The sequence below is a fragment of the Aeromonas rivipollensis genome, assembly GCF_010974825.1.
GTDB lineage: Bacteria > Pseudomonadota > Gammaproteobacteria > Enterobacterales > Aeromonadaceae > Aeromonas > Aeromonas rivipollensis.
Genome location: NZ_JAAILA010000013.1, coordinates 303227 through 324201, shown reverse-complemented (window position 1 = coordinate 324201; position 20975 = coordinate 303227). Strand labels below are relative to the sequence as shown.

General features: G+C 56.5%; 16 protein-coding genes. 14 read left to right on the top strand and 2 right to left on the bottom strand.

Features of this window, described 5'->3' with window-relative positions; all coding sequences use genetic code 11:
- Nucleotides 1–293 precede the first annotated feature (293 nt).
- The 8 genes from iolG (at nucleotide 294) to iolB (ending at nucleotide 10827) form a co-directional block, all read left to right on the top strand.
- Entirely contained in the window at nucleotides 294–1280 is a 987-nt protein-coding gene (gene iolG / locus G4923_RS11110; protein WP_111912989.1) for an inositol 2-dehydrogenase, read from the top strand.
- A gap of 117 nt (nucleotides 1281–1397) precedes the next feature.
- Complete coding sequence (locus G4923_RS11105; RefSeq protein WP_111912987.1) at nucleotides 1398–3095, top strand: solute:sodium symporter family transporter; 1698 nt, start codon at nucleotides 1398–1400, stop codon at nucleotides 3093–3095.
- A 71-nt stretch (nucleotides 3096–3166) separates the two neighbouring features.
- Nucleotides 3167–5038, top strand: coding sequence for a DUF294 nucleotidyltransferase-like domain-containing protein (locus G4923_RS11100; RefSeq protein WP_204356817.1), 1872 nt, complete (start codon nucleotides 3167–3169; stop codon nucleotides 5036–5038).
- On the top strand, nucleotides 5035–5769 hold the full coding sequence (locus G4923_RS11095; RefSeq protein ID WP_111912985.1) for a 3'-5' exonuclease: 735 nt from the start codon (nucleotides 5035–5037) through the stop codon (nucleotides 5767–5769). The genes G4923_RS11100 and G4923_RS11095 overlap by 4 nt, the downstream gene beginning before the upstream one ends.
- A gap of 141 nt (nucleotides 5770–5910) precedes the next feature.
- On the top strand, nucleotides 5911–7041 hold the full coding sequence (locus G4923_RS11090; protein ID WP_111912983.1) for a Gfo/Idh/MocA family protein: 1131 nt from the start codon (nucleotides 5911–5913) through the stop codon (nucleotides 7039–7041).
- A gap of 74 nt (nucleotides 7042–7115) precedes the next feature.
- Nucleotides 7116–9026: a bifunctional 5-dehydro-2-deoxygluconokinase/5-dehydro-2-deoxyphosphogluconate aldolase gene (locus tag G4923_RS11085; protein ID WP_111912997.1), complete on the top strand. Its 1911-nt coding sequence runs from the start codon at nucleotides 7116–7118 to the stop codon at nucleotides 9024–9026.
- Nucleotides 9027–9062: 36 nt separating this feature from the next.
- Nucleotides 9063–9953, top strand: a complete 891-nt coding sequence (gene iolE, locus G4923_RS11080; protein ID WP_111912981.1) for a myo-inosose-2 dehydratase — start codon at nucleotides 9063–9065, stop codon at nucleotides 9951–9953.
- A 52-nt stretch (nucleotides 9954–10005) separates the two neighbouring features.
- Nucleotides 10006–10827, top strand: coding sequence for a 5-deoxy-glucuronate isomerase (gene iolB, locus G4923_RS11075; RefSeq protein ID WP_111912979.1), 822 nt, complete (start codon nucleotides 10006–10008; stop codon nucleotides 10825–10827).
- A 145-nt stretch (nucleotides 10828–10972) separates the two neighbouring features.
- Here iolB and G4923_RS11070 read toward each other — a convergent pair whose 3' ends face one another.
- Complete coding sequence (locus G4923_RS11070; RefSeq protein ID WP_163137055.1) at nucleotides 10973–12181, bottom strand: tyrosine-type recombinase/integrase; 1209 nt, start codon at nucleotides 12179–12181, stop codon at nucleotides 10973–10975.
- A 517-nt stretch (nucleotides 12182–12698) separates the two neighbouring features.
- Entirely contained in the window at nucleotides 12699–13913 is a 1215-nt protein-coding gene (locus tag G4923_RS11065; RefSeq protein WP_139746076.1) for a hypothetical protein, read from the bottom strand.
- 884 nt (nucleotides 13914–14797) lie between these two features.
- On the opposite strand from G4923_RS11065, the gene hybO reads away from it, so the two are divergent.
- From hybO to hybE, 6 genes are read left to right on the top strand one after another with little or no spacing between them, the layout of a single operon-like run.
- The gene (gene hybO, locus G4923_RS11060) at nucleotides 14798–15931 is read left to right on the top strand and encodes a hydrogenase 2 small subunit (protein ID WP_025326646.1); all 1134 of its coding nucleotides are present in this window, start codon (nucleotides 14798–14800) and stop codon (nucleotides 15929–15931) included.
- On the top strand, nucleotides 15928–16977 hold the full coding sequence (hybA, locus tag G4923_RS11055) for a hydrogenase 2 operon protein HybA (RefSeq protein WP_205596987.1): 1050 nt from the start codon (nucleotides 15928–15930) through the stop codon (nucleotides 16975–16977). Before hybO ends, hybA begins: the two co-directional genes overlap by 4 nt.
- A complete protein-coding gene (hybB, locus tag G4923_RS11050) occupies nucleotides 16970–18157 on the top strand; it encodes a Ni/Fe-hydrogenase cytochrome b subunit (protein ID WP_139744840.1) in 1188 nt (395 codons plus the stop codon). The genes hybA and hybB overlap by 8 nt, the downstream gene beginning before the upstream one ends.
- Complete coding sequence (gene hybC / locus G4923_RS11045; protein WP_163137053.1) at nucleotides 18154–19857, top strand: hydrogenase 2 large subunit; 1704 nt, start codon at nucleotides 18154–18156, stop codon at nucleotides 19855–19857. The genes hybB and hybC overlap by 4 nt, the downstream gene beginning before the upstream one ends.
- Complete coding sequence (locus tag G4923_RS11040) at nucleotides 19857–20387, top strand: HyaD/HybD family hydrogenase maturation endopeptidase (RefSeq protein ID WP_111912967.1); 531 nt, start codon at nucleotides 19857–19859, stop codon at nucleotides 20385–20387. The genes hybC and G4923_RS11040 overlap by 1 nt, the downstream gene beginning before the upstream one ends.
- Nucleotides 20369–20899 carry a hydrogenase-2 assembly chaperone gene (gene hybE / locus G4923_RS11035; protein WP_111912965.1) on the top strand — a complete coding sequence of 177 codons (531 nt, stop codon included), beginning with the start codon at nucleotides 20369–20371 and terminating at the stop codon, nucleotides 20897–20899. The genes G4923_RS11040 and hybE overlap by 19 nt, the downstream gene beginning before the upstream one ends.
- The last annotated feature ends 76 nt before the right edge of the window (nucleotides 20900–20975 follow it).

Below are 20975 nucleotides of genomic sequence, written 5' to 3'. Positions count from 1 at the left end.
AACATGTAATAAATACACAATCATTTGTTTTTAAAGTGAAAGATTAATTTTCACCATGAGCGTAAATGCGTTGTGGGATTGTAAAGTGTTAACTCGCGCGCAAAAATGAAAAGTCCAATTAGCATTAAGTTGAAATGAAAATTTCACGTGGTATGTTCATCTAATCCAGACCGTAGTGCCAAGAAAAAGTGGTTCGACACTAGGTCAGCTTGGACTCGCAGGCGCAGCCGGCATCTCGGCAGGACGCCTACAACCTACAACACTGTGCAGATAAACAGTATCAAGGAGTTGGTATGTTTAATATCGCGTTATTTGGTGCCGGTCGGATTGGTCAGGTTCATGCGGTCAACATCGATGAACACAAGGAAACTCGCTTATATTCTGTCGTCGATCCTCATCAAGAGGGGGCTGTTGCTTTGGCAACCAAGTATGGTGCCAAGGTACAAAGTTGTGAGGAGGCAATGGCTGATCCCCAGATCCATGGGGTGCTGATTGCCTCAGCCACTGATACCCATGCTGATCTCATTGAACAGGCGGCACGTGCAGGCAAGACAATTTTTTGTGAAAAACCGGTTCATCTGGATTTGGCGCGGGTACGTGATTGCTTGGCGACCGTAGCTGCTTGCAACGTTCCTCTATTTGTTGGTTTCAACCGTCGCTATGATCCCCAGTTTCGTCGGGTGAGAGAGCTGCTGGCGGCCGGTATGATTGGTAAGGCAGAGTCCTTGTTGATCACCTCACGAGACCCTTCTCCCCCCCCTGCTAATTACGTCAAAGTTTCTGGTGGCATGTTCCGTGATATGACTATCCATGATTTCGATATGGCTCGCTTTATCATTGGAGAGGACCCTGTTTCTATTTATGCCCAAGGAAGTAACCTGGTCGATCCTGCTATCGGTGAAGCTGGCGATATAGATACAGCCTTTGTGGTGATGAAGTTCCCATCCGGAGCGATGGCTACAATTGTCAACAGTCGTCGCTCAGGTTACGGCTACGATCAGCGCTTGGAGTTGCACGGAGCCAAGGGATTGCTGACGGCCAAGAACATCCATGAGAACGCGGTCGAGTTTTGGAGTGAGGAAGGGTGTGTTGCTGCTAAGCCAGAACACTTCTTCCTGCAACGCTATGCTGCTGCCTATATTGCTGAATGGCAGCACTTCGTCGATGTACTGGCCGGGCGAGTTACCCCTGAATGCAGTGGTCACGATGGTGCTCAGGCTCTCTACCTGGCCGATAAGGCCCTAGAATCCCTCCACAGCGGTCGTGAAGTCAAGCTGTGATCTCGTGAGAAAATAATAACAAGGCCTTGCGCCAATCCTCACATTTCTTCGCACCAAATTCCGCTGCCTCTTACATGAGGCAGCGTATGGGATATTGAAGACACGGAGAACACACACATGTTAGCCTTTACCTCTTTTATCGGCTTCACCTTGCTGGTGGCCGCTATTGCCTACTACAAAACACATAATGCACATTTGACCGAATCGGCGGAGGGATATTTCCTCGGTGGTCGGTCCATGACTGGTATGTATATTGGTGGCTCTATGCTACTGATGAACCTCTCGACAGAACATCTTGTTGGTCTGAATGGACTGTCATTTCGCACCGGTTTTATCGTGATGGCCTGGGAGGTAATGGCTGCCATGACCATAGTGCTGTTTGCGATATTTTTTCTACCAAAATATTTGAAGCTGGGTATCTCGACCATTCCCGAGTTTCTTGAACGGCGTTTTGACAAGCAGACCCTCACCATTACATCTATTTTGTTTCTCGGCATGTACGTTATTTCTTTGCTGCCAATTGTGTTATATACCGGCGCGATTGCTCTAGAAAGCCTCTTTCGTGTATCGGAGGTTTTCCAAATTGATAAGACGACAGCTCTCTGGATCATGGTATGGGGTGTTGGGGGACTCGGCGCAATATATGCCGTATTTGGTGGGATCAAGGCCATTGCCGTAGCTGATACAGTCAATGGTGTTGGTCTTATTACTGGTGGTTTAATGGTGACACTATTTGCCTTGGCCTATGTAGGAAATGGCAATGTATTGAGCGGCTTGGTTGAGGTATATGAGTTCAATCCAGGGAAATTCAACTCTATTGGTGCTGAAGATTCGCTCGTCCCATTCTCAACTTTGTTTACCGGTCTTATCATATCTAATATGTTTTTCTGGTGTACCAATCAATCTATTGTACAAAAAGCGCTGGGTGCAAAAAATCTGGCTGAGGGACAAAAGGGTGTATTGTTGTGTGCATTCTTCAAGCTGATGATTCCTTCAATCATTATTCTTCCCGGCATTGTTGCTTTCCATATATTCCAAGGGCAGATTGATAATCCTGATCATGCATATCCTCGTTTGGTGCAATTGGTATTGCCAGAAATGTTAGTTGGTTTCTTTGCTGCGGTGGTGGTAGGTGCTGTTTTCTCCACATTTAGTGGGGGGCTTAATTCATCGGTGACGTTATTTACTATCAACATTTACAAAAAGAGTCTTAAGCCTGATGCTACCGAAGCGCAAACCGTCGCAGTCGGGAAATATCTTGGCCTTGGACTTGCGCTGGTGGCAATGATAGTTGCCCCTTTGGTTGCAAATGCCCCTGATGGACTATTCTATCTGATCCAGCAACTGCAAGGGATTTTTAATGCGCCAATCCTGAGTGTTGTATTAGTGGGACTGTTGACCAAGAGGGTTCCTGCCATTGCAGCCAAGCTGGGCCTATTGTTCGGGATGTCCGCTTACATTCTGTTCAATTTCGTTATCAAGGTAGATATCCACTTTTTCCACTTGCTGGGGATCTTGTTTTTACTCAATGTGGTTTTCATGTTATTGGTTGGCCATTTTTATCCTCAAAAGGCTTATGAGGAGGTCTATACCGAGCAAGTGGATATCCAGCCTTGGAGTCTGGTAAAACCGGTTGCTGTGCTCATTGTCCTTGGTTCTGTTTCAATGTATGTATTCCTTGCGCAAAACGTACCGACTTGGCTGATGAGCTTTTACTATCTCGTGGCATTTGCCTCCCTTAGTTATATTTTTTGGACTATAGGTCGTGAACTTTTTGGTGCTTCTCGTAAATTGGCTGTGGAAGCTAAGGATTAAATTATTCTTGTTGTCGATGCCCCCTTCATTAGGGGGCGTTCCTATTAGTAATACCTGGAGGTTGTATTCCCATGTCGTTGGACCAATCCCTGTTGCCAAATATTTGTCACTTTCTTTCCTCCACAGACCCGTTCGATCTTTTGCGAGAGTCAGAGTTGAATTTGTTGGCGGGACAGATTGAGATCTCTTATTGGTCTGCGGGGGAGGCATTGCCAGGTGAACGCATCGTAGGGAAGGGGCTGTTTGTCGTGCGCACCGGCGCACTTGAACAACGCTATCAAGATCAGAGTTTACGTGCCCGTTTGGGCAGTGGTGATCTGTTCGGATTCAGCCAGCTCGAACGGGAAGGTGGTTGCGACTATCAGGTGATAGCGATCGAGCCTGCCCTTATCTACTGTATTCCGAAGCCGGTGCTCTATGAGGTCATGGAGCAGAATTACTCACTCAAAGAGCATTTTGCCGAGGCGGAACACAGGCGCCTGGCCTCTGGACAACAGCGTGATCGTCCCTCCGATGAGGTGCTTTTTTCTCTTCAGCCGGTTTCAGTCATGGTCAATCGTAAGATGGCGGTGGTATCGCCGGAAACATCCATACATGAGACCGCAAAGGTGATGGTGCGTGAGCATAGATCCAGTGCGTTGATCATGGAAAGAGGAGCCTTACTTGGTATCGTGAGCGATAGAGACATGACCAAACGGGTGATCGCTCAGGGGTTGCAATTTGATCAGCCGATCAGGTTGGTAATGAGTTGCAACCCATGCACGATTGACAGCAACGCACCGCTGATCCAGGCGATGGAACTGATGATGCATCATAACGTCCGCAGCCTGCCCGTCATGGAACAGGGGCGGATATGCGGGGTGCTAACAGCAACCAGCCTGGTGCAGCGTAACCAGGCCCAGGCGGTATTTCTGATCAGTCGGATCTATCGGCAGGAGTCCGTGGCCGGGTTACAAACGCTGTGTGTACAGCGCCAGGCCTTATTTGAGGCGCTTGTGGAAGGCGGGGTACAGGCTGGGCGCATTGCCCAGATAATGACCCTCATTGCTGATGCCATGACTCGTCGGCTGCTGCAACTTGCGGAGCGGGAGTTAGGGGCTCCACCCTGTAGTTATGCCTGGATGGCGGCAGGTTCCCAAGCCCGTGGTGAAATGCATCCTTTTTCTGATCAGGACAATGCCTTGGTATTGTCCTGTGAGGTTCAAGGAGAGGGATTGGCGTATTTTCGCCGTTTGGGGGAGTGGGTTTGCTACGGTTTGGCTGAATGTGGCTACCAACTCTGCCCTGGTCATATGATGGCATCCAACCCCGCCTGGTGTATTAGCCTTGATGCTTGGTTGGCCCGTTATCGGACGTGGATTGCCAAGCCGGAGACCGAGGCACTGCTTCATGCGAGCGTCTTTCTTGACCTGCGTGCTCTCTATGGTGACACCTCCTTAGTCAGCCGTCTGCAAGCAGGGTTGGGGCGACTGATTGGCAGTCATCCCCGTTTTTTGACTGTGTTGGTGGCAAATTCGCTCCGGGTTAACCCGCCTCTTGGCCTGTTTCGTCAGTTTGTGCTGGCGCGAGATGGTGAGAATCGCAGTACTCTCAACATCAAGAAGCAGGCGATCAATCTGGTGGTTGAGCTCGCTCGGGTCTATGCCTTGGCCGCAGGTAGCAGTGCCAGTGAAACGGCGACGCGGCTCGCGGATGCGGTGGCGGGCGAGATTATCAGTGAGGGAAGCCGCAAGGAGTTGCTAGAGGCGTTCGAATTCCTGAATCAGGTGCGTTTTCGACACCAGATCCAGGCGCTGCGCCAGGGTGACACGCCGGGACACGGTATTGCACCCACTAACCTCAGTCAGTTTGAGCGCAATCATCTCAAGGATGCGTTTCGTATCATTGCCCGAACGCAGGAAGCTGCAGGTCAGCGCTTTCATGCCGCGGGGATATTGCGATGATAAGCTCTTTGCGACGTTGGATCGATCCCCTTGCCGCCCTTGAGCGGCGGCGGGCAAGGGCGCTGGTCCGCTTTGGGCATGAACCGCTGGTGCGCACCCTGCTGGCTCAGCATCACCCGATGGCTAGTGCCGATCCTTGGCTGTTGCCGATGTTGGTGCTGGACATGGAAACCAGCGGATTGGATCCCGCACAAGATCGTATTCTCTCAATGGGGTGGATACCCGTGGTGGAGGGCACTTTGCGCCTAGGTGAATCTTGCCACCACTATCTGGCGTCTGCAGCCGTCAGCGCCGAGAGTTCGGTGATCCATCATATCACCCCGCAGGTACTGTACGGCGGCCTCGATGAAAGGGATGCCCTGTCTACGTTGCTCGAGGCGATGACCGGGCGATTATTGGTGGCCCATGGCGCCGCCATTGAACGACGTTTCCTTACTGCGTTGTTGGCTCGTCATTACGGTATTGAGCATGAATTGCCACTGCCTTGGCTCGACACGTTGGCGCTGGAGAGATCGTTGCTGTGTAACCGGCAGGAGCACCGCGTGGATTACCGGCTCAGCGAAATCCGCAAACGGCGCGGTTTACCCCCTTATCTTGCGCATAATGCGCTGGCCGATGCCGTGGCTACTGGCGAGCTACTTTTGGTCCAAATGAAAGAGATCCTGGCGGGTCAGCCACGGGTGCTGGGGCCTCTCTATCAGCGCGTGCAAGCCCATGGCATGCGGATGTGAGCCGATAGAAACAAAAATTTCGCTCAGATCACAAAATGAATCTTTGATTTCATTTACTCTCCTATCTGAAATATATATTTCGTACCAGCATGGCATGAAATGAGATCCGGCCCTGTGCCGGCCAGAGCAGGAGAAGAGTGTATGACGCAGGTTCGCATCGGTCTGATAGGAACAGGTTATATCGGCAGGGCTCACGCCATCGCGTTTGCCCAGGCGCCCACCGTGTTCCCTCTCAAGGGTGAGTTGGTGTGTGAGATGGTGGCCGAGGTCACCCCTGAGTTGGCGAAGCAGCGGGCGCAGGAGTTTGGTTTTCGACGCTCGACCGGAGACTGGCGTGCCCTGGTTGCAGATCCGGCTATCGATGTCGTTGATATCTGCTCACCCAATCATCTGCACAAAGAGATGGCGCTGGCGGCCATTCGTCACGGTAAACATGTCTATTCGGAAAAACCCCTGGCGCTGTCTGCCGCCGATGCCCGTGAGATGGTTGAAGCGGCCAAATTGGCCGGGGTCAAAACGCTGGTTGGTTTCAACTACATGAAAAACCCCACCGCGACATTGGCGCGCGAGATCATCGCGAGTGGCGAAATTGGTGACGTTGTGCATTTCTACGGTACTCACAACGAAGATTACATGGCCGATCCGCTCGCGCCCATCCATTGGCACTGTTTCAAGGAAACCGCTGGCTTGGGCGCGCTGGGCGATCTCGCCGCCCATATCGTCAACATGGCCCACTATCTGGTCGGTGATATCGATCAGGTCTGCGGGGATCTGCAGACGGTGATCACTCATCGGCCTGCGCAGGCGGGTGCCAGTACCATGGTGCCGGTCGAGAATGAGGATCAGGCCCATGCCATGATGCGGTTTGCCAATGGTGCACGTGGTCTTATCGAAACCTCTCGCATCGCGTGTGGCCGCAAGATGGGGCTCAGTTACGTGATTACTGGCACGAAAGGAACCCTCTCCTTCACGCAGGAGCGCATGGCCGAGCTCAAGCTCTATCGCCACGATGATCCTGTCGCTCGCCAAGGCTTCAAGACCATATTGGTTGGCCCGGCGCACACCGATTACGCCCCCTTCTGTGGTGGTGCCGGACATGGCATCGGGTTCAACGACCAAAAGACGGTGGAAGTGCGCGATCTGGTCGATGCCATCGCCACCGATGGTGCCCTTTGGCCCGATTTCGAGGAGGGGTGGAAGGTTTCAAGGGTGCTGGACGCCATTGCTTTTTCCCATGCTCATGCTCGCTGGGTTGATGTCAGTGAATGCTAAGTGGCTCCGTGCCCATTTTCCCGTGGCCGCAGTGGCGGATCACCGCTCCCGAGGGAGCCAGCTTGGAGTTAGGTATGATCAATAACAAGAAACTCGATCTGATTTGTCTTGGCCGGGTTGCCGTGGATCTGTATGGACAGCAGATTGGCGCTCGACTCGAGGATATGGGCTCATTTGCCAAGTATCTGGGGGGATCATCAGGTAACGTGGCGTTTGGTACGGCACGTCTGGGCCTCAAGTCCGCGATGCTGGCCCGGGTGGGCGATGAGCATATGGGCCGTTTCCTGCGCGAGGAGCTCAAGCGGGTTGGTTGCGATACCAGCCACCTCATCACGGATCGGGATCATCTCACCGCACTGGTGATCCTGGGTATCAAAGATCAAGAAACATTTCCGCTGGTTTTCTACCGTGATAACTGTGCCGACATGGCGCTGACCCGTGCCGATATTGACGAGGAATTTATCGCATCCGCCCGTTGCCTTGCCATCACGGGCACCCATCTCTCCCATCCTAAGACCAGAGACGCAGTGCTTACCGCGCTCGATTACGCCCGGCGCCACGGGGTCAAGACCGCCATTGATCTCGATTATCGTCCGGTACTGTGGGGGCTGACCTCTTTAGGGGATGGCGAGACCCGTTTCATCGCCAATGAACAGGTGACCACCCGGTTGCAGGAAGTGCTGGGGCAGTTCGATCTGATCGTCGGGACGGAAGAAGAGTTTCATATTGCTGGCGGCTCAACGGATACCATCTGCGCCCTGCGCCGGGTGCGTGAGTTGACCGGGGCTGAGTTGGTATGCAAGCGCGGGCCGCTGGGCTGCTCCGTATTCACCGGCGAGATCCCGGATTCGCTGGATCAAGGGATCACCGTCAAAGGGGTGCGCGTCGAAGTGCTCAACGTGTTGGGCGCGGGCGATGCCTTCATGTCGGGTTTGCTGCGTGGTTATCTCAACGGTGAGGGATGGGAGCGTGCCTGCGCTTACGCCAATGCGTGCGGTGCGTTAGTGGTTTCACGTCATGGTTGTGCCCCCGCGATGCCGACCGCCATCGAGCTGGATAATTACCTGGCTCGCGCTGCCGAGGTGTTGCGCCCCGATCTGGACTCACATCTCAATCACCTGCACCGTGTGACGACCCGAGCCAGTCAATGGAACGAGTTGTGTGTCATGGCGTTTGATCATCGCAGCCAGTTTGTGGATATGGCGCGCGCAGTTGGCGCCTCGCTCGATCGCATTGCGCCCCTCAAACAACTTATCTATCGCGCCAGTTGTGAGACCGTGGAGCTAGCGGGGCTGGCTGGGAAGGCGGGGTTGCTGTGTGACAGCACATTTGGTCAGGGCGTGCTCAATGATGTGACCGGCCGTGGCTGGTGGATTGGGCGTCCTATCGAGTTGCCTGGGTCCCGCCCGCTGGCCCTCGAGCATGGCAATATCGGCACGCAACTGGTCAATTGGCCGCGCGAGCATGTGGTCAAGTGTCTGGTGTTTTGCCATCCGGAGGACGCGTCTGAGTTGCGCCAGGAGCAGGAAGTCATGGTGCAAGAGGTCTATCGTGCCTGCTGTGAGAGTGGCCATGAATTATTGCTTGAGGTGATCCTGCCGGTGGGCATGGCGCGCAACGACCGGCTCTATCTTCGTGCTGTTCAGCGTTTTTACAATCTGGGGGTCAAACCTGATTGGTGGAAGCTCCCCCCGATGGCACGTACGGGTTGGCAAGCGCTCGAGCAAGTGGTCACCGAGCGAGACCCCTATTGCCGCGGGGTTGTGTTGCTCGGTTTGGATGCCCCCGAGGCTGAGTTGGCGGCGGCCTTCGCCGATGCCGCTTGCAGCCCCCTAGTTAAAGGATTTGCGGTCGGGCGTACCTTATTTGGCGCCCCTTCGCGGGCCTGGCTTGCCGGTGATCTCAGTGATGAACAACTGGTTGGCCAGATCCGGGACAATTACCTGCGTCTTATCGCCCTGTGGCGTCAGCGCACAATGCAATGAATGATCGACATGTGACATTTTAAAGGAGTATTAAGCATGACTGTACAACTTGGAATCAACCCGCTGACCTGGACCAATGACGATCTTCCCTCGCTCGGCGCTGACACATCGCTTGAAACTTGCCTCACTGAAGGCAAACAGGCTGGTTTTGCCGGTTTTGAACTGGGTAATAAATTCCCTCGTCAGGCGAGTGTGCTGGGGCCGATTTTAGCGCGCCATCAACTCAAAATGGTGTCTGGCTGGTACTCGGGCGAGTTGCTGAGCCGCAGCGTGGAAGAGGAAATTGCGGCAGTACAGGATCACCTGACGCTCTTGCGCGAGCTCGGCTCTAACGTCATGGTGTTTGCCGAGGTTACCGGCTGCATCCATGGCAACCAGCAGATGCCGGTACACCTGCGTCCCCTCTTTCCGGCGGATCGCTGGGAGGAGTATGGCCGCAAGTTAACCGAATTTGCCCGCTACACCCTGAGCCAGGGAGTCAAAATTGCCTATCACCACCACATGGGGACCGTCATCGAAACCGAGCAAGACATTGATAATCTGATGCGCCATACCGGCGATGAGGTCGGGTTGTTGCTCGATACCGGTCACCTGACCTTTGCGGGTGCCAATCCGGTGGCGATAGCGCAACGTTGGGCGACGCGCATCAACCATGTGCACTGCAAGGATGTGCGTGCCAATGTGCTGGCGGATGTGAAAAATCGCAAGTTGAGTTTCCTAGACTCGGTATTGGCGGGGGTTTATACGGTACCGGGAGATGGCTGTGTGGATTACGGCGCGCTGTTCCCCATCTTGAAGGCGAATGGTTATCAGGGCTGGCTGGTCGTTGAGGCAGAACAGGATCCGGCAATTGCCCATCCCTTGACCTATGCCTCAATGGGTTATCAGAATCTGCATCGTTTTGCGCAGGACGCGGGTCTTATCTGACCATTTGAAGCGGCGGGGCATGCCCCGCCGCTTCTGTATTAAGGAGATCAGCATGTCTAAACTCTTGTCCCGCCATCACTCTCCGGATGGACAGGGACGTACTCACAGCATCACCCCTGCGTCTGCTGGTTGGCAGCATGTGGGCTTCGAGGTGTACGAGTTGGCGGCCAGCCAGCGTATCGAGTTTGCGGCGGGTGAGGATGAACTCTGCCTGGTGTTGGTGGCGGGTCTTGCGTCCATTGCGACGCCCCATGCCCGTTATCCGCGCATCGGCGAGCGGATGAATCCGTTCGAGCGCAAAAAGCCCTGGGCGGTTTACATTACCCGTGGTGATAGCTGCAGTGTGGTGGCCGAGACGCCACTCGAGCTTGCCGTGTGTCGGGCACCCGGTAAAGGGACTTATCCTTCCCGGCTGATCCGGCCGCAGGATATTGGGGCCGAGGCGCGTGGCCGGGGCAACAATCGTCGCTTCGTGCACAATATTTTGCCCGATACCGCCCTGGCCGATAGCTTACTGGTGGTAGAAGTGTTTACTGAAGAGGGGTGCACCAGCTCATACCCGAGTCATAAGCACGATACGGACAATGTGCCTGACGAGACCTATCTGGAAGAGACCTACTACCACAGGATCAATCCGCCCCAAGGTTTTTGCTTTCAGCGCGTTTATACCGATGATCGCACCCTCGATGAATCGATGGCGGTGTATGACAAGGATGTGGTCATGGCCCCCCGAGGCTATCACCCGGTCGCCACCTTGGCGGGTTACGACAACTACTATCTGAATGTCATGGCAGGGCCGGTCCGCAAATGGCTATTTAGTTGGGAGGCGGACCATCAGTGGATCAACACAGCATCCTATGCGCAGACCACATAGCCTCAATGACATCATTTTTGCGGGATGGGTACAGGGTGCAGTAAGAGAGCTCAAGATGGCATCGTCGGTTCTAAAAAACTAAAAAACTAAAAAACTAAAAAACTAAAAAACTAAGAAGGAAACAGCCCATCTGGCCGCTTCCTTCTTATACGATCAGTAAATCTCCAGCCACAAACTGAGCCCATGTATCCATCATGGGCCGACGCTGATCCAGCAAGTCAGTGCGATGGTAAGCCGCCTCGACTTTGTTCTGAACGGTATGAGCTAGCGCTCGCTCGGCCAAATCCCGTGCATATCCTTGCTCGCTGCACCAGTCCCGAAAGCTGGAACGAAAGCCATGAGCTGTTGCCATACGGCCTGGGGTACAACTTGGCGCCTTTACCCGCCGTAAGAACGTCGTTAGCACCATATCTGATAGTGGGACTTGATCGCGTGGCGAAGGGAATACCAATTCATCATGCAACCCCTGCAAGCCCATCAGGATCTCAACAGCTCGAGGAGATAACGGGACGCGATGCATTTGTTTGGCCTTCATTCGTTCTGCTGGCAAGGTCCAGATCTTTGCTTCCAGGTCTACTTCTGACCATTTCAAGGCCCTGACCTCACCTGAACGGCAAGCTGTCAGGATCAAGAACTCCAGCATGGCGCGGGTTACATCGTAGCGTTGTACAGTCCTCAAATGCTGCTGAACAAAGGCGGGAATATCACGCCAAGGCATAGCAGGCTGATGCTCTATACGAACGGCTTTACTGGGTTGTAGTGGGAGCAAGTGATTCACGACATCTACTGGATTTGCTTGGCAGTGGCCATGCGCCCAGGCCCACGCCATCACCGCATGCAGCCGCTGTTTTACACGGCTGGCAGTTTCAGGGATCTCCAACCAGATCGGCATTAAGACATCGGCTATCTGTGCAGGAGTGATGGCAGAAATTGAGTACTGGCCAATCATGGGAAATGCATACTGCTCAAGAGTCGAAATCCACTGTTTACCGTGTTTGGGGTTTTTCCATCCAGGTAGCAGTTTGGAATGAACTTCCCGAGCAGCAGCCTCGAAAGTCGGGATAGATGGTTTGCTCTCTTCTGCGCGTTTGAGCTCGAGTGGGTCAAGGCCATTGGCGAGTTGCTCTCGCATCTTTTGCCCTTGTTTGGTTGCATCCGCGATGGATATCTCGGGGTAAGAGCCCAGCCCTGTATTTCTGCGTTTGCCAGTCACCGGGCTGACATAGCGAAGGACCCAGTTGCCACGGCCTTTTGCCGTTGACGGATGAAGTGCAAGGCCAGTCACGCCACCATGTGCAATCGCTTTGTCGCTAGGCTTGAGATTACGTGCTTTGGTATCTGTAAGAAGTGCCATAGGAAGGATTCCTTGAGAATGTGGCATGCCATGGACTATGCCATCCATTGTGCCATTTAGTGCGGGATAGAGTCATTTTCAATCGGATGATGTTGGACGATCTTTCCTGTAAGTGATTGATTTTAAATTAATGTTATGGATGTATCTGGCTTTGGCTGGACTTAATTCAGGCGGTCTCCCTCACCGCCAAATTGAAAGCCCGACCTTATGGTCGGGCTTTTTGCATCTGGGGTTATCATATTCCCTGATGCCCAGCGAGGGGCGGCTAGGTTCGGGCCCTGGTTCGACAAGGGGGCAGGATAGCCCGCTTGGACAGCCGAAGGCTGCCCGCAGAGTGAGCGCCAGGGATGGCGCGAGTCAATCCCGACCCACCGCCACATTCAAAGCCCGACCTGATGGTCGGGCTTTTTTGTTATTGGGGCCGTCATCTCCTCGGCTTCAGCGCAGGGTGGCTGTGTCTCCTTGCCGGAGACGGCAATCCGTCCGTCTTATGCCACCTTTTCCTTCCCTATCTGCATCAGAAGATCACCCCCACCAGCCTGTCGAGCAGTGTCTCGAAGGAGAAGAGGGTGAGGAGCAGGGGCAGGAAGGGCACCACAGTCGCGAGCACCAGTTGCAGGAACATGTCCCGACTGAATGGCATGGGCCTGACCTCCTTGATGACGGCATAGGCAGTACCCAGATCGGCGAGGGACTGGATATCCGAGGCGCCGAGCAGGGATTCCCCGTCTCTGTCCGCCGTGCGCAGCCAGCGGTGCTCGAAGCTGCGGCTGTACTCGGCGGCGAGGGCGCCGTATTCCCGCAGTCCCAGACGCTTGGCCGCCAGAATATGGGGAGCAAAGACCGTCAGAGGCGCCAGCACCAGCAGCAAGCCGAAGCCGGCGAGCAGAATGATCTCCGGTTTGTAGGCGGTGAGCACGGCGGCGTCATAGAAGATCCGGTTGGCGATAAAGCCGGCAAGCTGGGCCCCCAGAGCGGTCAGCAGCGGCGAGTAGGCGTAGGCCGAGCCACCGAGAAAGCCGAGGCCGCAGTTGCGATCGGGATGGGTCGGCATGAGGGAGAGGGGGATCCGGGAGACCTGCCAGAGGAAGCGGGTCCAGATCAGGAGCCGGTAGAGCCAGCGCAGGAGCAGAAACTGGATGATGGGGTTGCTCACCCAGAAAAACCAGAAGCCGGGCAGGGTCAGGGTCGGGCTACCTCCTTCCATGGTGGCGTACCAGGTCGAGGACTCCAGGACGAAGGTGTGGGTCCGGATGAAGTACCCCATAGAGAGGACCAGCAGGATAAGGCCGACCTCCGCGGGGATCGAATTTCGCCAGATCATGGCGCTGCGAATGGCGTCATGAAAGCGTGGCAAGGAGAGCGGCGAGATCAACCCCCGTTCGATGAACTGGCTGACGATCCCCCGGATGCGCTGGTGGACGACGAGTTCGGCGAACACCAGCAAGGAGACGCAGATGAGAAAGCGGACATGGGTCTCTACGTCCAGCAGAAAGGGCACCGCCACCCCTTGCAGCAGGCTGCCGTCCCACCCGCACAGCAACAACAGGGGCAGCCAGCAGATCCCGCTCAGGACGAGGATCCGTCGCCTGATGTGCGCCTCTATGTCACCAAGATGCGCCCGGCTCCACAGCTGATAGAGGGGGCCCCCCAGGATCAGGGAGAAGTTGCTGGGATCGGACAGGGGAGGGCTGAGGGGATCGGGCGGGGTGACAGGCCTGTGATGCGACATGATGGGACCACCTTGCTGTGCGACAAATGTGCTATCCGACCGCCACCGGCTCCCCTTGCCACCAGGGTGGAAGGGGAGGCTGCTGCGTGCCGGGATTCGGGCTTGGTGTCATGAGTGCACCATGACGGATCCTCTGAGCTCAGCCTCTCTGTTGGCTGAAAACCCCATATGAAAACAGGATTGGCAGAGGAAAATGGCTGTCGTGACGGCGGGTTCCACCGCAATGCCCCTGAGCCAAGCCCCATGGCTATAGGTATAGCGTTTGCCCATGCTCATGGTGTGATAACCAGCCTATTTTGACATCCTTGTTTATTGCGTTTTGCACAGGCATTGCAGATGGAGTGCACCATAGCGTCTGATGCACACAACGGGTGGTTGAATGTCCCGGAAAGGGTTATGTCTGATTGCGAAATGCAGGAAAACCTCCCTGTCGATCAGCATCGATAATTTCTGTCATTCAACCGGCGTCTTGACTCTGCCAATCGCGATCTGTTGATTGATTCTCCTGCAGTCTGGTGGTCTGGAACAAGGGAGTGTTATTTATACCAAGGTGAGATCATGGGGTTAAATGGTCGATTAACAGCATCAAATAGAAAATACTGTGACAACGCTTTCATTTTTCATAACGCATGTTCTGAATAGGGCGTAATTTATATTTATTTAAATCACGATGCGCCAATAAATACTGCTTTATGGGTATGGCTGGTTGCGTATTGAGATTAATAAGTGCATGTTATATATAGCTTTTTGTTTCGAAATGTCGATATCATGGGCAAGTAATGTGTTTCTGTTTGATAAAGATCAACATGGGGGGTAAGGGGTAGGAATAGCATTCCCGCCATTAAGCATTTGTCAAACAATGCTCACTGACGGGAATAAAAAGAATGGTCGAGGATACATTTTTATCGGCTCATGGAATTAATCGCCGTGACTTTATGAAATTGTGCGCCGGGATGGCCGCAACCCTGGGATTAAGCCAGAATGCCGTGGCCAAGATGGCCACGGCGCTCACCAGCCCGGAGCGGCCGCCGGTGATCTGGATTGGGGCGCAGGAGTGTACCGGCTGTACCGAGTCACTGCTGCGCGCCACCCACCCCACCATCGAAAACCTGATCCTCAACACCATCTCGCTGGAGTACCACGAGGTGCTCTCGGCGGCCTTTGGTCATCAGGCGGAAGAGAACAAGCACAACGCCATCAAGCGTTATAAAGGCAAGTATGTGCTGGTAGTGGATGGCTCCATTCCCCTCAAGGATGGTGGTGTCTACTGCATGGTGGCCGGTGAGCCCATCGTCGACCATATTCGTCGTGCGGCCGCCGATGCGGCTGCCGTCATCGCCATCGGCTCCTGCTCCGCCTGGGGCGGCGTGCCCGCCAGCGGTGGCAACCCGACCGGCGCCGTCAGTCTGGAAGAGGCCCTCGGCAATATCGGCACCCCCATCATCAATATCCCGGGTTGTCCGCCCAATCCCCACAACTTCCTCACCACGGTCGCCTACTACATCACCTACGGCAAGCTGCCAGCGCTGGATAGCAAGAAGCGTCCGCTGTTTGCCTATGAGCGGCTTATCCACGAGAACTGCGAGCGCCGTCCGCACTTCGACGCCGGCCGTTTTGCCAAGGAGTTTGGCGATGAAGGCCACCGTCAGGGCTGGTGTCTCTACCATCTGGGCTGCAAGGGGCCCGAGACCTACGGCAACTGTTCGACCCTGGAGTTCTGCGACGTGGGCGGCGGCATCTGGCCGGTCGGTATCGGCCACCCCTGTTATGGCTGCAACGAGCAAGGGGTAGGTTTTAGCAAGGGGATCTTCCAGCTCGCCAAGGTAGAGAACCCGACCCCACGGGTGGATAAACCCGATGTGAAGATCCAGGAGGGGGGCTATACCTCGCCCACAGCCACGGGTCTCATCGGGGGGGCCCTCGGGGTGCTGGTGGGGGTAAGTCTGATGACGGTGCGTGAACTCGGTCGCCAGCAGAAGCGCCACGAAGCCGGGCAGCACCCATCACGGGAGGAATGACCGTGAACAGACGCAACTTCCTCAAATTCGCCTCCGTCGGTGCATTGGCGGCGGGCACAGCCGTCCCCGGCACCGCACTGGCGGCAGCCAAGAACAAGCCGCCCATTCCCGGGTCGCTCGGCATGCTCTACGACTCCACCCTCTGCGTAGGCTGTCAGGCCTGTGTGGCGGAGTGCCAGCGTTTGAACGGCAACCCGGCCAATCCGGAGGGAGCACAGACCTGGTCCACCAACGACAAGCTGACGCCCTACACCAACAACATCATTCAGGTGTGGAAGAGCGGCACTGGCGAGCACAAGGATCAGCTGGTGGATGGCTATGCCTACATCAAGAAGCAGTGCATGCACTGCGTCGATCCCAACTGCGTTTCTGTCTGCCCGGTGCAGGCCCTGACCAAAGATCCCAAGACCGGCATAGTTCACTACGATCCGGACGTCTGCACCGGCTGCCGCTACTGCATGGTGGGCTGCCCCTTCGATGTGCCCAAATATGACTACGACAATCCGCTTGGGGCCATCCACAAGTGCGAGCTCTGCAACCAGAAGGGGCTTGAACGGATTGATCAGGGCAAATTGCCCGGCTGTGTCGAGGTGTGCCCGACCGGCGCCGTGATTTTCGGCACCCGCGAGGAGCTGATGGCCGAGGCCAAGCGCCGCCTGTTGGCGACCCCTGGCAGTGAATATGCCTATCCGCGCCAGACCCTCTCTGCCAATGACCCCTACCTGCATCAGGTGCCGAGCTACCAGCCTTACGTCTATGGCGAGAAGGAGGGGGGCGGTACCCAGGTGCTGGTGCTGGCCGGGGTGCCCTACACCAGGCTCGACATGCCGGACTTGCCGGAGCTCTCCTCCGGAGCCCGCTCGGAGCATATCCAGCACACCCTCTACAAGGGGATGGTGCTGCCCATGGTGGTGCTGACCGGGCTCTCGGTGCTCATTCGTCGCAACAGCAAGAAGAATGGCCACGATCACCATGATGACGAGGGCCATGGGCCGGACAGTCACCAGGAGCAAGGCTCGGCAAAGGGAGGCAAGGATCATGAGTAACCACAAGGCGCATCCGCTTGGCGGCAAGCTGGTCAGCTGGCCCGTGCTGGTGCTGGCCCCCTTCGCCGTGTTGTGCGGCATGCTTATTCTCAAGCGCCTCTTCTTTGGGCTGGGCTCGGTCACCGATCTCAACGGCGGCTATCCCTGGGGGCTCTGGATCTCTTTTGACCTGCTGATCGGCACAGGTTTTGCCTGCGGCGGCTGGGCGCTGGCCTGGGCGGTCTATGTGTTCAACCGGGGCGAGTATCACCCCTTGGTCAGACCGGCGCTCTTGGCGAGCCTGTTCGGCTACTCGCTGGGGGGCCTCTCCATCACCATAGACGTGGGGCGTTACTGGAATTTGCCGTACTTCTATCTGCCCGGCCACTTCAACACCTCCTCGGTACTGTTCGAGACGGCGGTCTGCATGACCATCTATATCGGGGTCATGGCGCTGGAGTTCGCACCTGTGCTGTTGGAGAAGTTCGGCTGGAAGGCGTCACTCATTCGCCTCAACAAGATCATGTTCTTCGTGCTGGCGTTGGGGGCGCTGCTGCCCACCATGCACCAGTCCTCCATGGGTTCCCTGATGATAGTGGCGGGGGAGAAGATACATCCGCTCTGGCAAAGCTACGAGTTGCTGCCGGTCTTCTCCTTGCTCACCGCCTTCATCATGGGCTTCTCCATCGTAGTGTTCGAGGGCTCTTTGGTGCAGGCGGGGCTGGCGGGGCGTGGGCCCAACGAGAAGTCACTCTTCTACAAGCTGACCCAGGTGATCGACATCTTCCTGATCCTGTTTGTGGCGCTGCGCTTTGCCGAGATCGTCATCAACGACAAGTCGGAGTACCTCTCCGAGTGGAATCGCTACGCCTTGATGTTCTGGAGCGAGATCGCCCTGATGATATTCCCGCTGCTGGTGTTCCACTGGGACAAGAGCCGCCGGGATTCGCGCATGTTGTTCCTGGGGGCCCTCAGCATGCTGCTGGGCGCAGCCCTCTGGCGACTGGATTACTCCCTGCTCGCCTTCAACCCCGGTAATGGCTACCACTACTTCCCCTCCGCGGAGGAGGTGCTGATCTCCCTGGGCTTCGTCGCCATCGAGGTCTGTGCCTATTTGCTGCTGATCCGGCTGTTGCCGGTACTGCCATCACTTGAACGTGTTCACCAAGATTATCAGGCCCGAGGGAAAGCCAACGTATGAGCCAACGTATCACCATAGACCCCATCACCCGTATTGAGGGGCACCTGCGTATCGACTGCGAGATCGAAGGCGGCAAAGTCACCAAGGCCTGGTCGTCCGGCACCATGTGGCGCGGCATGGAGGAGATCGTCAAGGGCAACGACCCGCGCGATGCCTGGATGATTGTGCAGCGCATCTGCGGGGTATGTACCTCCATTCATGCCATCGCCTCGGTGCGGGCGGTGGAGAACGCCATCGGCGCCAAGGTGCCGGTCAACGCCCAGTTCATCCGCAACCTCATCATCGCGGCCCACAACATTCACGATCATATAGTCCACTTCTACCAGCTCTCCGCGCTGGACTGGGTGGACATCACGGCGGCCCTTGAGGCCAATCCGCAAAAAGCGGCCGACCTGCTCAAGGGGGTATCGACCTGGTCCCTCAACAGCGCCGAAGAGCTCGCCAAGGTGCAGGATAAAATTCGCGCTCTGGTGGCGAGCGGCCAGCTCGGCATCTTTGCCAATGGCTACTGGGGTCACAAGGAGATGAAGCTGAGCCCTGAGGTGAACCTCATCGCCGTGGCCCACTACCTGCAGGCGCTGGAGTGCCAGCGCGATGCCAACCGCATCGTCGCCATTCTGGGGGGCAAGAGCCCGCACATTCAGAATCTGGCGGTAGGCGGCGTGGCCAACCCCATCAACCTGGATGCGCCCAGCGTGCTAAACCTCGAGCGCCTCATGTATGTGAAGAGCTTTATTGACCGGCTCGGCGAGTTTATCGAGCAGGTCTACAAGGTGGATGCAGCCATCATAGCCGCCCACTACCCCGAGTGGCTGAGCCTGGGACAGGGGGCCAAACACTACCTGAGCGTGCCGGAGCTCCCCACCGACGCCAGCGGCGGCAGCTTCCTGATGCCGGGCGGCTATATCGAGAATGGCGATCTGGCGAATTACCGCCCCATAGAGAGCCATCAGGACGCCTGGCTGATGGAGGGCATCGCCGAGAGCAACAAGCACGCCTGGTACAAGGATGACGCCCCCCTCAAACCCTGGGAGGGCAAGACGGAGCCGAACTACACCGGCTGGCAGGATGACGGCAAATACTCCTGGGTCAAATCCCCCACCTTCTACGGCAAGGTGGTGGAGGTAGGGCCGCTCGCAGACTTGCTGGTGAAACTGGCGGCCAAGCACCCTGGCACTGTGACCCATTTCGATCAGCTGAACGGCATCTACAAGGCGCTCACCGGCTCGGCCATCAAGACTGAACAGCTGCACTCCACCCTGGGTCGCATCATAGGTCGCGCGGTGCGCTGCTGCGTGCTGAAAGATACCCTGGCGCACCAGTGGAAGGCGCTCATCGACAACATCGGCAAGGGGGACTTCACCGCCTACATCAAGGCCGAGATCCCGGCGGACAAGGAGTTTCGCGGGGTGGGCTTTGAAGAGGCGCCGCGGGGCATGCTCTCCCACTGGGTAGTCATCAAGGAGGGCAAGATCGCCAACTATCAGGCTGTGGTGCCATCGACCTGGAACTCGGGCCCGCGCAACTTCAACGACGAACCCGGCCCCTACGAGCAGGCGCTGGTGGGCACCCCGGTGGCGGATCCCGCCAAGCCGCTGGAGGTGGTGCGCACCATCCACTCGTTCGACCCCTGCATGTCCTGCGCGGTCCACGTGGTGGATACCCAGAATGGCGAAACGACTCAGGTGAAGGTGCTGTGATGAACACCCTGATCCTGGGGGTCGGCAACCTCTTGCTGAGCGACGAGGCGGTGGGCGTGCGCATCGTCGAGGCGCTGGGGCGCGAATACCGTTTCGCCCCCGGCATAGAGCTGCTCGACGGCGGCACCGCCGGCATGGAGCTGCTCGAAGCCATGGCCAGTCGCGATCACATCATTCTGGCGGATGCGGTGCGCAGCGGTAACCCGCCGGGCACCGTCGTGACCCTGAAGGATGAGGAGATCCCGACCCTGTTTGGCCGCAAGATCTCCCCCCATCAGCTGGGGCTGGCAGACGTGCTCTCGGCGCTGCACATGACTGGGGAGTCGCCCAAGCGGCTCACCCTGATCGGGGTCGAACCCGAATCCCTCGAACCGCGCATCGGGCTCACTCCTGTGGTGGCGGCCGCCATGGGGGAGGCGACGGATCGGGTTTTGACCCTGCTGGCCAGTGTTGGCGCCCCCGCAATGCCGCTTTCCGAACAGGAAAAGGCAAAACAGGAGCAGGAGGGTTTATGGCGCAGTCCCATTTAAGCGAGCTTGATGACGTGCAGGAGTTCATCGGTTTTGCCAGCAATCCTGCGCCCCTGCTGGTGGCCCAGTATGAGCGGATCGCCCGGGAACAGATGCAAGGGCTGCCCTTCTATCACGCCACCATGCCCATAGTGGCCGAGTGCGTGCTGTTTGAAGGTCAGTGGCTCGGTTGCGTGCTCACCCCCTGGATGCTGAGCCTGGTGGTGCTGCCGGGGCCGGATCAGCTTTGGCCGGTGCGCCGCAGCAGCGATCGGCTCGCTCTGCAGCTCCCCTGCGGCAACATGACTTTTATGGTGGGCGAACTGCCCGAGACGGGACAGCTGCTGGCCAGCTCCCTGATGTCGCCGCTCGATCCCCATCTCGGGGCCGAGGAGGGGCGCTCGCTGGTGAGCAGCACCCTCAAAATGCTGCACTCCTTGCCGCTACAGCAAGGTGCCGTCGGCGTGGATCTGGGGCGCAGACGGCTGTTTGGTGCCCGCCGCAGCCAGGGGCTAGGGGCCACCGAGTCCTAGGTTTCAGGGAGCATCCGCCATATATCGGGGGCCCCTGTCGGCCCCCTCGTTCGATGTGTCGCCCGGCGCCCTGCGT

Excerpts from the sequence above, each read along its gene's own strand:
- iolG (WP_111912989.1), top strand. The coding sequence starts at position 294 with ATGTTTAATATCGCGTTATTTGGTGCCGGTCGGATTGGTCAGGTTCAT.
- G4923_RS11105 (WP_111912987.1), top strand. The coding sequence starts at position 1,398 with ATGTTAGCCTTTACCTCTTTTATCGGCTTCACCTTGCTGGTGGCCGCT.
- G4923_RS11100 (WP_204356817.1), top strand. The coding sequence starts at position 3,167 with ATGTCGTTGGACCAATCCCTGTTGCCAAATATTTGTCACTTTCTTTCC.
- G4923_RS11095 (WP_111912985.1), top strand. The coding sequence starts at position 5,035 with ATGATAAGCTCTTTGCGACGTTGGATCGATCCCCTTGCCGCCCTTGAG.
- G4923_RS11090 (WP_111912983.1), top strand. The coding sequence starts at position 5,911 with ATGACGCAGGTTCGCATCGGTCTGATAGGAACAGGTTATATCGGCAGG.
- G4923_RS11085 (WP_111912997.1), top strand. The coding sequence starts at position 7,116 with ATGATCAATAACAAGAAACTCGATCTGATTTGTCTTGGCCGGGTTGCC.
- iolE (WP_111912981.1), top strand. The coding sequence starts at position 9,063 with ATGACTGTACAACTTGGAATCAACCCGCTGACCTGGACCAATGACGAT.
- iolB (WP_111912979.1), top strand. The coding sequence starts at position 10,006 with ATGTCTAAACTCTTGTCCCGCCATCACTCTCCGGATGGACAGGGACGT.
- G4923_RS11070 (WP_163137055.1), bottom strand. The coding sequence starts at position 12,181 with ATGGCACTTCTTACAGATACCAAAGCACGTAATCTCAAGCCTAGCGAC.
- G4923_RS11065 (WP_139746076.1), bottom strand. The coding sequence starts at position 13,913 with ATGTCGCATCACAGGCCTGTCACCCCGCCCGATCCCCTCAGCCCTCCC.
- hybO (WP_025326646.1), top strand. The coding sequence starts at position 14,798 with ATGGTCGAGGATACATTTTTATCGGCTCATGGAATTAATCGCCGTGAC.
- hybA (WP_205596987.1), top strand. The coding sequence starts at position 15,928 with ATGACCGTGAACAGACGCAACTTCCTCAAATTCGCCTCCGTCGGTGCA.
- hybB (WP_139744840.1), top strand. The coding sequence starts at position 16,970 with ATGAGTAACCACAAGGCGCATCCGCTTGGCGGCAAGCTGGTCAGCTGG.
- hybC (WP_163137053.1), top strand. The coding sequence starts at position 18,154 with ATGAGCCAACGTATCACCATAGACCCCATCACCCGTATTGAGGGGCAC.
- G4923_RS11040 (WP_111912967.1), top strand. The coding sequence starts at position 19,857 with ATGAACACCCTGATCCTGGGGGTCGGCAACCTCTTGCTGAGCGACGAG.
- hybE (WP_111912965.1), top strand. The coding sequence starts at position 20,369 with ATGGCGCAGTCCCATTTAAGCGAGCTTGATGACGTGCAGGAGTTCATC.